At 60.3% G+C, this 13,303-nt stretch carries 16 protein-coding genes and 1 tRNA gene; 12 read left to right on the plus strand and 5 right to left on the minus strand.

The window, feature by feature from the left end:
* Positions 1–57 precede the first annotated feature (57 nt).
* Positions 58–1,353, plus strand: a complete 1,296-nt coding sequence (locus tag AB4Z13_RS07830; protein WP_439016708.1) for an MFS transporter — start codon at positions 58–60, stop codon at positions 1,351–1,353.
* Positions 1,354–1,438: 85 nt separating this feature from the next.
* Positions 1,439–1,523 (plus strand) — tRNA-Leu (locus AB4Z13_RS07835).
* A gap of 119 nt (positions 1,524–1,642) precedes the next feature.
* Here the strand turns inward: AB4Z13_RS07835 and AB4Z13_RS07840 are convergent.
* Positions 1,643–1,939 carry a hypothetical protein gene (locus AB4Z13_RS07840; protein WP_442205954.1) on the minus strand — a complete coding sequence of 99 codons (297 nt, stop codon included), beginning with the start codon at positions 1,937–1,939 and terminating at the stop codon, positions 1,643–1,645.
* 158 nt (positions 1,940–2,097) lie between these two features.
* Between AB4Z13_RS07840 and AB4Z13_RS07845 the strand changes: the two genes are divergently transcribed.
* Positions 2,098–3,843: a cation:proton antiporter domain-containing protein gene (locus AB4Z13_RS07845; protein WP_439016710.1), complete on the plus strand. Its 1,746-nt coding sequence runs from the start codon at positions 2,098–2,100 to the stop codon at positions 3,841–3,843.
* 21 nt (positions 3,844–3,864) lie between these two features.
* Here AB4Z13_RS07845 and AB4Z13_RS07850 read toward each other — a convergent pair whose 3' ends face one another.
* A complete protein-coding gene (locus AB4Z13_RS07850) occupies positions 3,865–4,164 on the minus strand; it encodes a hypothetical protein (RefSeq protein ID WP_439016711.1) in 300 nt (99 codons plus the stop codon).
* 199 nt (positions 4,165–4,363) lie between these two features.
* Here AB4Z13_RS07850 and AB4Z13_RS07855 point away from each other — a divergent pair, with 199 nt between their 5' ends.
* Positions 4,364–4,954, plus strand: a complete 591-nt coding sequence (locus tag AB4Z13_RS07855; protein ID WP_113183918.1) for a YqaA family protein — start codon at positions 4,364–4,366, stop codon at positions 4,952–4,954.
* Between the two features lie 22 nt (positions 4,955–4,976).
* Entirely contained in the window at positions 4,977–5,492 is a 516-nt protein-coding gene (locus AB4Z13_RS07860) for a disulfide bond formation protein B (RefSeq protein ID WP_439016712.1), read from the plus strand.
* A 70-nt stretch (positions 5,493–5,562) separates the two neighbouring features.
* Here AB4Z13_RS07860 and AB4Z13_RS07865 read toward each other — a convergent pair whose 3' ends face one another.
* Together AB4Z13_RS07865 and AB4Z13_RS07870 are read right to left on the minus strand one after the other, a co-directional pair.
* Complete coding sequence (locus AB4Z13_RS07865) at positions 5,563–6,120, minus strand: HNH endonuclease (protein WP_007825539.1); 558 nt, start codon at positions 6,118–6,120, stop codon at positions 5,563–5,565.
* A gap of 112 nt (positions 6,121–6,232) precedes the next feature.
* Positions 6,233–6,919, minus strand: a complete 687-nt coding sequence (locus AB4Z13_RS07870; RefSeq protein WP_439016713.1) for a DNA-3-methyladenine glycosylase family protein — start codon at positions 6,917–6,919, stop codon at positions 6,233–6,235.
* Between AB4Z13_RS07870 and gluQRS the strand changes: the two genes are divergently transcribed.
* Positions 6,918–7,799 (plus strand): tRNA glutamyl-Q(34) synthetase GluQRS, encoded by an 882-nt coding sequence (gene gluQRS, locus AB4Z13_RS07875; protein WP_439016714.1) that lies wholly within the window; start codon positions 6,918–6,920, stop codon positions 7,797–7,799. The genes AB4Z13_RS07870 and gluQRS overlap by 2 nt on opposite strands.
* On the opposite strand, the gene AB4Z13_RS07880 is transcribed toward gluQRS, so the two are convergent.
* Entirely contained in the window at positions 7,764–8,735 is a 972-nt protein-coding gene (locus AB4Z13_RS07880) for a YihY/virulence factor BrkB family protein (RefSeq protein ID WP_439016715.1), read from the minus strand. The genes gluQRS and AB4Z13_RS07880 overlap by 36 nt on opposite strands.
* A gap of 68 nt (positions 8,736–8,803) precedes the next feature.
* Between AB4Z13_RS07880 and AB4Z13_RS07885 the strand changes: the two genes are divergently transcribed.
* The 6 genes from AB4Z13_RS07885 to AB4Z13_RS07910 all read left to right on the plus strand — a co-directional run bounded on the left by AB4Z13_RS07885 (position 8,804) and on the right by AB4Z13_RS07910 (position 13,174).
* The gene (locus AB4Z13_RS07885) at positions 8,804–9,637 is read left to right on the plus strand and encodes an SDR family oxidoreductase (RefSeq protein WP_439016716.1); all 834 of its coding nucleotides are present in this window, start codon (positions 8,804–8,806) and stop codon (positions 9,635–9,637) included.
* 18 nt (positions 9,638–9,655) lie between these two features.
* Complete coding sequence (locus AB4Z13_RS07890; RefSeq protein WP_112571731.1) at positions 9,656–9,859, plus strand: twin transmembrane helix small protein; 204 nt, start codon at positions 9,656–9,658, stop codon at positions 9,857–9,859.
* Positions 9,860–9,873: 14 nt separating this feature from the next.
* Entirely contained in the window at positions 9,874–10,452 is a 579-nt protein-coding gene (locus AB4Z13_RS07895; RefSeq protein ID WP_439016717.1) for a cob(I)yrinic acid a,c-diamide adenosyltransferase, read from the plus strand.
* Between the two features lie 37 nt (positions 10,453–10,489).
* Positions 10,490–11,275 carry a rhomboid family intramembrane serine protease gene (locus AB4Z13_RS07900; RefSeq protein ID WP_113319687.1) on the plus strand — a complete coding sequence of 262 codons (786 nt, stop codon included), beginning with the start codon at positions 10,490–10,492 and terminating at the stop codon, positions 11,273–11,275.
* Positions 11,276–11,458: 183 nt separating this feature from the next.
* Positions 11,459–12,220, plus strand: coding sequence for an electron transfer flavoprotein subunit beta/FixA family protein (locus AB4Z13_RS07905; protein WP_439016718.1), 762 nt, complete (start codon positions 11,459–11,461; stop codon positions 12,218–12,220).
* Positions 12,221–12,244: 24 nt separating this feature from the next.
* Entirely contained in the window at positions 12,245–13,174 is a 930-nt protein-coding gene (locus tag AB4Z13_RS07910; RefSeq protein ID WP_113319689.1) for an electron transfer flavoprotein subunit alpha/FixB family protein, read from the plus strand.
* Positions 13,175–13,303: the final 129 nt, after the last annotated feature.

Raw genomic sequence — 13,303 nt, forward strand, 5'->3', positions numbered from 1 at the left:
GGCCGTCATGTAAAGCGGCCTTCTATATGGTCCTCACGTCACAAACGGAATTTGCCCATGGTCTCTGCAGTCCTTGCATCATCCCTTGCCCGGCGAAACATTCACTATGGATGGGTGGTCGTTGGCGCCACCTTCCTGACCATGCTGGTAACCGCCGGCGCAATGGGCGCGCCGGGTGTCCTCATCAAGCCGCTGCAGGACGAATTCGGCTGGGAAACCTCGCAGATTTCCTCCGCCCTTGCCATCCGCCTGATCCTCTTCGGCCTGATGGGTCCGTTTGCGGCAGCCTTCATGAACTATTTCGGCGTCCGCAAGGTCATCGTCTTTGCGCTGGCCCTCATCGGCGCTGGCTTCGTTGGCTCGCTGTTCATGACCAAGCTTTGGCATCTGCTGGCGCTCTGGGGCATCGTCGTCGGCTTCGGAACCGGGCTGACGGCCATGGTGCTGGCAGCCACGATTTCCACACGCTGGTTCGTCAAGCATCGCGGCCTTGTCGTCGGCATGCTCTCGGCAAGTTCGGCAACCGGCCAGCTCGTTTTCCTGCCACTGATGGCGGAGCTGACCGAACGCTACGGCTGGCGTGCCACCGTCTTCTTCGTCTGCGCCATGATCATGGTCGCCGCTCTTCTCGTGCTGCTCTTCATGCGCGACCGCCCCTCGGACGTAAACCTGCCCTCGGTCGGCGAAACCCAGGTTGCGCCGGCCCCGGCCCGAGGCACGCTCGGCGCAGCGCTTGTAACGCCGATCACGGTTCTCAGGGACATTTCGACGACCTCGACCTTCTGGATCCTGTTTGCCACCTTCTTCATCTGCGGGCTCAGCACCAACGGCCTCATCCAGACGCATTTCGTCACACTCTGCGGCGACTTCGGCATCATGCCGGTCGCAGCCGCCAGCGTTCTCGCCGTCATGGGCATCTTCGATTTCTTCGGCACGATCGGCTCCGGCTGGCTCTCCGACCGCTTCGACAATCGCTGGCTGCTCTTCTGGTACTACGGCCTGCGTGGCCTCTCGCTGCTCTTCCTGCCTTTCAGCGATTTCAGCTTCTACGGCCTGTCCATCTTCGCCGTCTTCTATGGCCTGGACTGGATCGCCACCGTGCCGCCGACTGTCAAGATCGCCGCCGACCGCTTCGGCCGTGAAAAAGCCGGCCTCGTCTTCGGCTGGGTCTTTGCCGGTCATCAGCTTGGTGCTGCCACCGCGGCTTATGGCGCAGGCCTGTCGCGCACGGCCCTGGAAAGCTACCTGCCGGCCTTCTTCATTGCCGGCGCCTTCTGCCTGCTGGCCTCGGTCCTCGCGATCACACTGAAGAAATCCAGCCTCACTGCCCCAAGTGAGGCAGTCGCCCACTAAACCTCGATTTCCAAACGCCAAAACTTCGCCCGCCGTCTTGCACGCGCGGGCGAACGCATGTTAGACAGCCGCCTCGTATTTCGCTGCCCCATTGGCGGAATTGGTAGACGCGCTCGACTCAAAATCGAGTTTCGAAAGAAGTGCTGGTTCGACCCCGGCATGGGGCACCAAATATCTCTAAATAAATGGATTTTAAACTTCGCCCACGCCCCAGAGGGCGAGGGCATGAGCCTTGGCAGACGATGCCGAAGTTCCGGCGGAGTGGGATGCCGGCCCCTCAGCCTGCTGTTCAATCACACCGTCTGACCGTTTTTGTGACAGTGCCTTCATCTGTCTGACGGGTCACGCTGCGCGTGACGCAACGGTCACGGTCCCAATCGCGCCAGCGATCCCGTTCGCGCACCGCGCCGAACGTAATGCCGCGATCACTGATGGTAACGCCGGGCCGAGCCCGGTCACGGTCATAGTTGTCATAACCGTCATAGGCACGCTCGCGCATGACCGTCACGCTGCCTGCCATTGCAGGCGCTGCGGCCGAGCCCAGGGCAAGGACAGCGATTGCACAGTTGATGATGATCTTTCGCATCTCTCTTCTCCTTGTCGTCATGTATAGGCAACGACACGGGAGCTTAGTGGTTCGGCTCAAAAAGCCGGCCATTTAGGTCTAATCCATCCAAATCAACTCTTTAACTTTGCCGGTGCTTCATCCTAAAGTGCCGGCCGCGAGGCATTTTGAGAGGGCTGATGCATCAGGAAGCGGGATTGATTGCGACGGTAGCCATAAGCTTCGTCTTTGCGGCGGTTCTTGGCTATTGCGCCGACAGGCTGCGGCTGCCGCCACTGGTCGGCTATCTCTTCGCCGGCATTCTCATGGGACCGTTCACACCGGGCTTTGTGGCTGACACGGAGCTTGCGAGCCAGCTCGCCGAAATGGGCGTGATCCTGCTGATGTTTGGCGTCGGTCTGCATTTCTCCGCATCCGACCTGTTGGCCGTTCGCGGCATCGCCGTGCCGGGCGCGATTGGCCAGATCCTGTTTGCCACCCTGCTCGGCGTCGGCCTCGGCGAACTCTGGGGCTGGAGCCTCGGCGCCGGCATCGTCTTCGGCCTCAGCCTTTCGGTTGCCAGTACGGTCGTGCTCCTGAAAGCGCTGGAAGAGCGCAACCTCGTCAATACCGCCGGCGGGCGCGTGGCCGTCGGCTGGTTGATCGTCGAGGATCTCGCGATGGTACTGGCGCTCGTGCTATTGCCGGCCCTCGCCGAACTTCTGGGCGGGCATGCGAGCGACACTGCCTCGCATGGCCTCGACCTGCCGCTTTCGGTCACCATCGCACTCACCTTGCTCAAAGTCGCAGCCTTTGCCGCCATGGCGATCTTCCTTGGGCCGCGCATCGTGCCCTGGCTTTTGACGCTGATTGCCCGCACCGGCTCGCGTGAACTCTTCACGCTCACCGTGCTCGCCATCGCGCTCGGCATTGCCTTCGGTTCGGCGGCAATCTTTGGCGTTTCCTTCGCGCTCGGCGCCTTCTTCGCCGGCGTAGTCATGAGCGAATCCCATCTCAGCCATCGCGCCGCCGCCGATTCCCTGCCGCTGCAGAATGCCTTCTCGGTGCTGTTTTTCGTTTCCGTCGGCATGCTCTTCGATCCGTCGATCATTGTGCAGCATCCTCTGGCTGTGATCAGTGCTTTGGCACTGATCATCGTCGGCAAGGCAATCATCTCTTTCGGTATTGTCGTCCTGTTGCGCTATCCGATCGGCATGGGCCTGACGGCCGCCGGCGGCCTTGCCCAGATCGGCGAATTCTCCTTCATCCTTGCCGGCCTCGGCGTTTCGCTCGGGCTCCTGCCACATGAAGGACAGGATCTGATCCTTGCCGCCGCAATCCTTTCCATCACGCTGAACCCGCTCGTCATCTTCGTGGCCGAGAAGCTGAACCGCAAGATCAGGGTGAAATGGCCGCGCCTACATGAAAGCTACGGCCGGAAAAACCAGGACGCCCTGGCACGGGAATTGGAAAAGATCAGGGCGCTCGGCGAGGAGCGCGCACGCCAGCATCATCTGCGTATCCAGCAGCTGGTCGAGACCTTCCCGCTTTTCTCCGAAGTTGGCGAGGATGCGCTTGAGGAACTGCTCTTGCTGTTCAACCCCAAACTCGCCTCGCCCGGTGAACGCGTCATCCGCCGCGGCGACCGCGGCGACAGCATGTATTTCATCTCCTCCGGCGCGGTGGAGGTGCGGTTGGCAAGCGGCGCGGTGCGGCTTGAGCCCGGCGCCTTCTTCGGCGAAATGGCGCTGCTGAGCGGCGGACGCCGCACGGCCGATGTCATCGCCGTCGATTTCTGCCAGTTCGAAGTGCTGGAGCGGCGTGACTTCAACATGTTCATGTCTCGCCACCCCAACCTTCGCGCCATCGTCAGCGAAATGGCGCAGAAGCGCACCGAAATGAACGTCATGCGCCAGCAGTGGGAAAAATCCATGGACCTGTCGTAAGCGGTCGGAGCGCAAACTCGATCACGCTGTCGCCGTTTCATCCAGCTTCGGCCAGTAAAGATCAGAACGAAAATCGGCCGGGATGGGATCGAGGCGGCAGATAGCATCTGCAGCGAAATCGATCTGCATGGCGAAATATTGGAACGCCGGTGGCATCGGCACGCCGGCTGCTTCCATAATGCGGGAACGGTGATAGCCGCTGGCGTTCAAACGACGAGCCGCCTCACGCCTGATATCCTCGCGCTCCGGCCCCCGACCGCTCGCTTGCCTATCCCGCTCCCCTGCGGAACTCAGCCCGCCCTCTATGACCCTGAATTTCATGACATGCCCGGATTCGTCGAACGACAACCCAGCCTGACGTAGTTTGGCGCTTTTGCCATCCCGCAAGATCTTGGGAGGGAATGCCTGCATCAGATCACGAAAATTTTCAGCGCGAACGCCGCGAAGGCACAGCCCGAGCATTTACAGCGTCATGATCGCCCCCTAATGCTTTGTGCGTCGCAACAGAGAAAGGGAACGGATGCTCCGCAGACTTTACGACTGGACCATGTCTCTGGCCTCGAAGAAATCAGCCGAAGTCTGGCTCGCCGTCATCGCCTTCGTCGAAAGCTCCGTCTTTCTGGTTCCCGCTGATGTGCTCTTCCTGCCGATGGCGCTTGCCAAGCCTGAACGCTCCTATCGCTATGCACTCGTCGCCACTGTCGCATCGGTGCTGGGCGGCATCGCCGGCTGGGCGCTTGGCTATTTTGCCTACGAAACCGTGGCACGCCCGGTTCTGGAATTCTATGGAAAGCTCGATCAATTCGAGCAGATGAAATCCTACGTCACTTACGAGACGATCCTGCTGCTGCTCGTCACCTCGGGTCTCGCGCATCTGCCGCCGATCAAGATCGTCACGATTCTATCAGGCGTCATCCATGTCAGCCTGCCGCTCTTCATCGTTTCGGCGATCATCGCCCGCGGCGCCCGCTTCCTGTTCCTTGCCTGGCTGCTGCGTCGTTACGGCGAGCCGATCCGCCACTTCATCGAGAAGCGCCTTGGCCAGATCGTGGGCATCGGCGCGGCGGTCGTGATCGTGCTATATATCGCCTACCGATACTTTGCCCACTGAGCCAACTTCGCGGAGTTCCGCCATGAATGCCACCACCTCGCCGTTTGCCCGCCCTGGCTTCACCCTCTCGCTGCTGCTTGCCGTTGCCATGGCAGTGGTCGTCGGAACGGCCCTCGGCTTCCAGTATATTGGCGGCTATATTCCCTGTGCGCTCTGCCTGCTGCAGCGCCAGCCCTATTATTATGGGATTCCGATCGCGATCGTCGGCGCGGTGGCCGCCCTCATCGGCCTGCCGAACTGGATGACGCGCGCCATCATTCTTGCCGTCGGCATCCTGATGCTCGTCGGCGCCGGCATGGGCGTCTATCACGCAGGCGTGGAATGGCACTTCTGGGCAGGCCCGGCCACCTGCTCGACCACCGCAAACAGCATGACCACCAATGCCGGCGATCTGCTGGGCGAGCTGAACACGATCAAGGGGCCGTCCTGCACGGATGCGGCGCTGCGCGTTCTCGGCCTGTCCTTTGCGGGCTGGAATGTGATCGCAAGCCTGATCCTCGCAGCCTTCGCCTTCTGGAGCGTGAAGAAGACCGCGTAAGCGCTTAAAGCACGTCGCGCAGAAATGCGCAGCTAACGACTGCGTAAACCCAGGACTTCGAACCAATGCATCACGGCTGCAGCTCGGTATCCCAGTAGAGGTAGTCGAGCCAGCTGTCATGCAGATAGTTCGGCGGGAAGAGCCGGCCGTTATTGTGCAGATCCTGCACGGTCGGCTGGTACGGCTTCTGCGCAGGGAACATGCTTGCCTGCTTCGGAAGCTTGCTGCCCTTGCGCAGATTGCAGGGCGAACAGGCCGCCACGACATTCTCCCAGGTCGTCTCGCCGCCATGAGCGCGCGGGATGACGTGGTCGAAGGTCAGATCGTCATGAGCGCCGCAATACTGGCACTCGAACCTGTCGCGCAAGAAGACGTTGAAGCGGGTGAAGGCGGGATTGCGGGACGGCTGAACGTAAGTTTTTAGACACACGACACTCGGCAGCCGCATCGAGAAGCTCGGTGAGGAAACCTCATGCTCATATTCCGCGATAATGTTCACACGGTCGAGAAATACCGCCTTGATCGCGTCCTGCCAGGACCAGAGCGACAAGGGGTAATAACTCAGTGGCCGGTAGTCAGCGTTCAGGACGAGCGCTGGCAGGGCCTGTGGTGAGACTGCAATCGTCAAGGAGCCCTCCTGGATCGATTCGGCATCTGCACCTGTATATTAGGCCGGTTGTTACAGGATTGTGAAGTCCAATAAATTCAGGGGATAAAGGCAAATTGAGGGAGAGTGTCCGTTAGCCGATCGGCAGCACGTCGCGACGCATTTTTGCGGCGTAATAAGCCCAGAAAAGCCGGGCTGCGACCGAACGCCAGGGTGACCAGATTTCTGCAAGCCCTGTAAGTACTTTGGCTTGCGGGCGTTCAGCGAGACCGAATGCCGCAGCGACCGCCGCCTGAAGCGCCACATCACCCGCCGGAAATACGTCCACATGGCCGCCGCAGAACATCAGATAGACCTCTGCCGTCCATGGCCCGATTCCCTTCTGAGCCGTCAGTTCTGCGAGCGCTTCGCCAGGCGGTTTTTGGACCAGGGTCTGCAGATTGATTCGTCCGGATGCGACCGCTTGCGCAATCCGCGTCAGCGTATCGGCCTTGGCGCGCGATAGCCCAAACTCGCGCCAGGCATCGGGATGAAGCAATATGTAGGATTCCGCACTTAGCAGTCCGCTCGCCGGCTGCATGCGCCGCCAGATCGCCTCGGCGCTGGCGCGCGATACCATCTGCGAAACGATGATATGAGCAAGGCCGGCAAAGCCCGGCTCGCGCAGCCTCAGTGGGACAGGGCCGGCCTCCCTGGCAATCGCCACGAGCCGTGGATCGAGAACAAGAAGAGCGGCAAGCCCCTCTTCAATATCCTTTCCATTGCTGATGACCCGCACCTTGCCTCGCGATCGCTTCAAATCCATGTCAGAAGAAAGCATGATCACGACTCCGCGTCAAAAACCCGTCTTCCGTTTCGCCCCGAGCCCAAATGGGCCTCTGCATCTCGGTCACGCGCTGTCGGCTTTCCTCAACGACGACATGGCAAGAGCCATAGAAGGCCGGCTGCTGCTGCGCATTGAAGACATCGATCTGACGCGCTGCACACCCGAATTCGAAGCCGGCATCTACGCCGATCTCCAATGGCTTGAGATCGAATGGGAGCAGCCGGTGCGCCGCCAGTCGGAACATTTTTCCGAATATCAGGCAGCCCTTGATTCGCTGATCGAACGCGGACTGGTCTACCCCTCCTTCCTGACGCGCGGTGAGGTCAAAACCCGCGTTGCGGCTTACGAGCGGGTCAACCGCCCCTGGCCGCGTGATCCCGACGGCACACCGCATTATCCAGCTGACGACCGCGACCGCAGCGAGGACGAGCGCGGCACAATGCTGGCCTCCGGCTTGAAACATGCTTGGCGTCTGGACATGCACCGGGCAATGGATCTGATCGGCGAACCGCTGTTCTGGACGGAAACCGGCGACGAAAGAAAAGGTGAAATCCTGGCCGAGCCTGCCGCCTGGGGCGATGTCGTTCTCTCGCGCTCGGATGCGCCCTCCAGCTATCATCTGTCGGTCGTCATCGATGATGCGCTGCAGGGCGTGACCCATGTCGTGCGTGGACTCGACCTTTTCCACGCCACCTCGGTGCACAGGTTGCTGCAGAGGCTGCTCAACCTGCCGCAACCGGCCTATCATCATCATCGCCTCGTCGTGGATGGAGAGGGCCGGAAGCTTTCCAAAAGCCAGGGCGATACCGGCCTGGCGGAACTACGTGCGAAGGGGCTGTCAGCTGCCGGTATTCGCCGCCTTGTCGGGCTTTGAATCGGCAACGCGGTCACGCCCGACCACCGAAAAGGTGCGTGAGAAATTGCGCAACACCCTAAACTTCATCAATGCCGCATTGATCTCCGCACCGACGATGAAGATGACGCCCACCATGTAGAGGAAGATCAGCACGATCATGACGGATGCCAGGCCGGCATAGGTGGCGGTGTAATTGGCGAAGGTCGCGAGATAATAAGCAAAGATCAGTGCGCCGGCGAGCCAAAGCAGCAGGGTCAGAAATACACCCGGAACGACGTCGAACACGCGGCGTTTGCCCGAAGGCAGCCAGAGATGGACGACCAAAAGGCCGAGTGTCAGGAGCACCAGTGTTCCATAAATACGCCAGCCGAAGACGATTTCGAGCGTGTCGACGGCCGTTGGCAACCATTGGCGCACGACTTCTGGAAGCACTTCGAGAGTGTCGTTATGCAGGAGCCAATCGCGCGCATAATTGAGACCGACGGGAACGGCGACGAGCAAGATACTGATGGCGGCTACAATAATGACCGCAACAAGAACATAACCGAGGCTGAAAAGACGTGTCAGGTACCACGGCCTGGTTTCCTGCACCCGGTAGGCGCGGTTGAGAGAGATGCGCAGTGCCTCTACGCCATTCGAAGCGAAATAAGCGGCCGCCAGTACGGAGATCGTGAGAAGACCGCCACGGGGGATTGTCAGAACTTCGATAAGTTGATCCGAAAGCGGTTTGGCGATTGCCTCCGGCCAAGTGTCAAAGATGAAGTGGATCGCATAAGTCGAAAATTGGTCGGCACCAAGAAAATTGGCGAGTGCCGTGCCGAAGATCAGGAAGGGAAAGACTGCAAGCAGGCTGGAAAGCGCTACATGGCTTGCCATAGCAAAACCGTCATCGTCGATGAGGTGGCAGATGGCATCATAGATCACATCGTACAGCGTGCGCAGGAATTTCGGCATTCAGCTTCCCAATTGTATCCTTCCTGCGAATATGGGAAACGAGTCCCACTTTGTACAGGAATCATTGAATGGCCGATCAGCGCACCATCGTCGTGACCGGATGCTCTTCCGGCATCGGCGCCTATTGCGCGCGCGCCCTGAAAGCGGACGGCTGGCGTGTCTTCGCCACAGTGCGCAAGGTGGAGGATCTGTCGTCGCTTGAAGCAGACGGCATCGAAGCTTTCCTGATGGACTACACACAGCCTGAGACGATCTCGGCACTGGTGGGTGCAGTGGCCGAGCGCAGCGGAGGCAGGATCGATGCACTGTTCAACAATGGCGCCTATGGGCAGCCGGGAGCGGTGGAAGATCTGTCGACGCAGGCGCTGCGCGACCAGTTCGAGACCAATGTTTTTGGCTGGCACGAGCTGACCAGGCTGGTCATTCCCTTCATGCGCCGGCGCGGCCAGGGCCGCATCGTGCAATGTTCCTCGATTCTCGGCCTCCTGCCCTACCGCTATCGCGGCGCCTACACGGCGTCGAAATTCGCGCTCGAAGGCTTGAGCATCACCCTGCGCATGGAACTGCAGGGAAGCGGCATTCATGTGAGCCTGATTGAGCCGGGACCGATCACCAGCCGCTTTACGGCAAACGCGCTGGCAAAGATCAAAGAACATGTCGACCTGGAAAACTCGCCCCATGCGGTCGAATACCGCAGACAGCTTGCCCGCCTTGAAGGCTCAGGTCCGGTCAACCGCCACAAACTTGGCCCCGAGGCGGTCTATGCAGTATTGACGCGTGCATTGAACTCGAAAAATCCGAAGCCACATTATCCCGTAACGATTCCGGCTAAACAGGGCATATTGTTGAAGAGGCTGCTTCCGGCCAATCTCTTCTACCGCCTGATGCGCTGGACGGACTGAAGAAGAAAAGAGACTGCCATGTCCACAGTCACCTATGTCATCGCGATCATCGTCATGGGCCTCGTCGCTCTTGTGTTGATCCGCGGCCTGTTCAACATGATGAAAGGTGGCGATGCGAACCTTTCCAACAAGCTGATGCAGCTGCGCGTGCTGCTGCAGGCGATCGCCGTCGTCCTGATCATGCTGACGCTCTGGCTGACCGGCGGCGGACGCCCGAGCTGATCTGCGAGCCGCCGATGGTAAAGCTCAACAAGATCTACACCAGAACCGGCGATGACGGCACGACCGCGTTGGTCTCCGGTCCACGCCGCGCCAAGCACGACCTGCGCGTCGAGGCCTACGGAACCATCGACGAAACCAATTCGGCCATCGGCGTCGCAAGGCTGCATACGGCAGACCTGGCCGAACTCGACGCCATGCTGGCGCTGATCCAGAACGACCTCTTCGATCTCGGCGCCGATCTCGCCACGCCTGAAACCGCTGAGCCGCCGGCTTACGAGCCGCTGCGCGTCGTCGAAAGCCAGGTCACACGGCTGGAGCAGGATATCGACGGGCTGAATGCCGACCTGCAGCCGCTGAAATCCTTCGTTTTGCCCGGCGGCAGCGCTGCGGCCGCCCATCTGCACCTCGCCCGCACGATCGCGCGCCGCGCCGAACGGCTGATGGTGGCGCTTGCCCGAAGCGACGGAGAAATCGTCAACGCCGCAGCACTCCAATACGTCAACCGCCTCTCGGATTTCCTGTTCGTAGCCGCCCGTCATGCAAATAATGGTGGCAAGGCAGATGTGCTTTGGGTTCCCGGAAAAAACAGGTAGGTTCGCAGCCGTCACGATCGCCCGGGGGCAGGCCTTCATGTTCATACCGCTGCACGATGCCAATACGCTGAAACACATTAAGGTTCAGTGGGTCACACTCGGCCTGATGGCGGCAAACATAGCCGCCTGGATCTTCACGGCAGTCGAAAGCGATCAGGTCGCGCAGGCGGCAACCATCGGCCTCGGCTATATCCCGGCTATCATCTTCGGCCATGCGATGCTGGCGCCGGGACTGGAGATCGTGCCGGAAGCCGCTACGTACATCACCTATTCCTTCATCCATACGAGCTTCTGGCATCTTGCCGGCAACATGATCTTCCTCTGGGTCTTCGGCGACAATGTCGAGGATGCAATGGGACATCTGCGCTTCCTCGTCTTCTACCTCGCCTGCGCTGCGGCCGGTGCCCTTTGCCACGGCCTGCTGTCGACGACATCGGAAGCGCCCCTCGTCGGTGCATCGGGCGCAATTTCCGGCGTGGTGGCGGCCTATCTGATGCTGCATCCGCGCGTGCGGGTCTGGGTGCTGGTCTTCTTCCGCGTGCCACTACCGCTACCGGCCTTCATCCCACTCCTGCTCTGGGTTGGTCAGCAGTTTTTCATGCTGCTGATCGATCCTGACGGGAATGTCTCGTGGGGCGCGCATGTCGGCGGCATTATCGCTGGCGCCCTGCTCATTTTCATCCTGCGCCGGCCAGGCGTGCCGCTCTTCGACCGGCAGATCGTCACACCACGTGCCGTTCGCGATCGGCCGGTCCCCATCCGTGTCACCGCCTCCGGCATGCCCGTGCCGCCGCGCCTGCCCTGGGGACGGGACAAGCTTTAATATTGACGTGAACGTAAACGTTAATATATTGCCATCCAAATCGGCTGGCTGCGTCACGGAAGCGTTGTATTTGGAGGAAAAACGCGTATCCATGTCGCCATTCGACAATCGGAGCAGCGTCCAAGCGCGCATTTTCCCAGAAGTCTCTGTTGAAGGCCCATCTCTGTTCGAAGGAAGGACCCCATGAAAATTCTCGTCCCAGTCAAGCGCGTTGTCGATTACAACGTGAAGATCCGTGTCAAGCCGGATGGATCGGGCGTCGACCTTGCCAACGTCAAGATGTCGATGAACCCGTTCGACGAGATTTCGGTTGAGGAGGCCCTTCGCCTGAAGGAAGCCGGCAAGGCCGAGGAAGTGGTCGTCGTCTCGATCGGCCCGGCCAAGGCCGAGGAAACTTTGCGAACCGCGCTCGCCATGGGCGCCGACCGCGCCATCCTCGTTGAAACCGATGACGCTGTCGAGCCGCTCGCAGTCGCAAAGATCCTCAAGGGCGTTGCAGACGCTGAAAAGCCAGGCCTCATCATTGTCGGCAAGCAGGCAATCGACGATGATTCCAACCAGACCGGCCAGATGCTTGCAGCCCTTCTCGGCTCCGCCCAGGCGACCTTCGCCTCCAAGGTCGAGATCGCCGGCGCTGGAGAATCTGCAACGGCGACGGTCACCCGTGAGATCGATGGCGGCCTGCAGACCATCAAGGTCAAGCTTCCGGCCGTCGTGACGACCGACCTGCGCTTGAACGAGCCGCGCTATGCTACGCTACCGAACATCATGAAGGCGAAAAAGAAGCCGCTCGACAAGACGAGCCCGGCTGATTTCGGCGTTTCCACCGCGCCGCGCCTCAAGGTGCTGAAGACGGAAGAACCATCCGGCCGCAAGGCAGGCGTGAAGGTGAAATCGGTCGCCGAGCTTATCGACAAGCTCAAGAACGAAGCCGGCGTACTCTGAGATCTGGAAAGGGAGAACACGATAATGGCCATTCTTCTTCTGGCTGACCACGACAACGCGAGCCTTTCCGACCAGACTGCCAAGGCCCTGACGGCTGCGTCTCAGATCGGCGGAGATGTTCACATCCTCGTCGCCGGTAAGGGCGCAAAGGCAGCCGCCGACGCGGCTGCCAAGCTTTCCGGCGTCTCCAAGGTGCTGCTCGCCGAAAGCGACGAGCTCGCCAACAACCTTGCCGAACCGCTCGCCGACCTGATCATTTCGCTGGCTGGCAGCTATGACACCATCGTCGCCGCTGCCACCTCCACCGGCAAGAACGTTATGCCGCGTGTCGCGGCGCTGCTCGATGCCGCCCAGGTCTCTGAAATCATCGAAGTGGTTTCGCCCGACACCTTCAAGCGCCCGATCTATGCCGGCAATGCGATCCAGACGGTGCAGGCGACCGACGCCAAGAAGGTCATCACCGTGCGCACTGCCTCTTTCGCCTCCGCTTCCGAGGGCGGCTCGGCTACCGTCGAAGTAATTCCGGCGGTTTCTGGTCCAAGCCTTTCGAATTTCGTGTCCGACGCACTGTCGGCCTCCGAGCGACCGGAACTGACCTCCGCCAAGATCATCATTTCCGGCGGTCGTGCGCTCGGTTCAGCCGAAAAGTTCAAGGAAGTCATCCTGCCGGTCGCCGATAAGCTCGGTGCTGCCGTCGGTGCATCGCGCGCCGCCGTCGATGCCGGCTACGCCCCGAACGACTGGCAGGTCGGCCAGACTGGCAAGGTCGTCGCCCCGCAGCTCTACATCGCCTGCGGCATCTCAGGCGCTATCCAGCATCTCGCCGGCATGAAAGACTCAAAGGTCATTGTCGCGATCAACAAGGACGAGGAGGCTCCGATCTTCCAGATTGCCGACTATGGACTTGTCGCCGATCTCTTCGATGTCCTGCCGGAGCTCGAAAAAGCCCTCTGATCGGGCAGATTGCCTTCTTTTCGCACTTGCGAATGACTGGAAAATTGTCTTCTATCGGTCTACTACTTTTGCCGGGCGATCTTTCGTCCGGCAATTTCATATAAAAATACCGGCAGCGCGGGGGTGTAT

This window comes from Rhizobium sp. YAF28 (genome assembly GCF_052113285.1).
GTDB lineage: Bacteria > Pseudomonadota > Alphaproteobacteria > Rhizobiales > Rhizobiaceae > Rhizobium.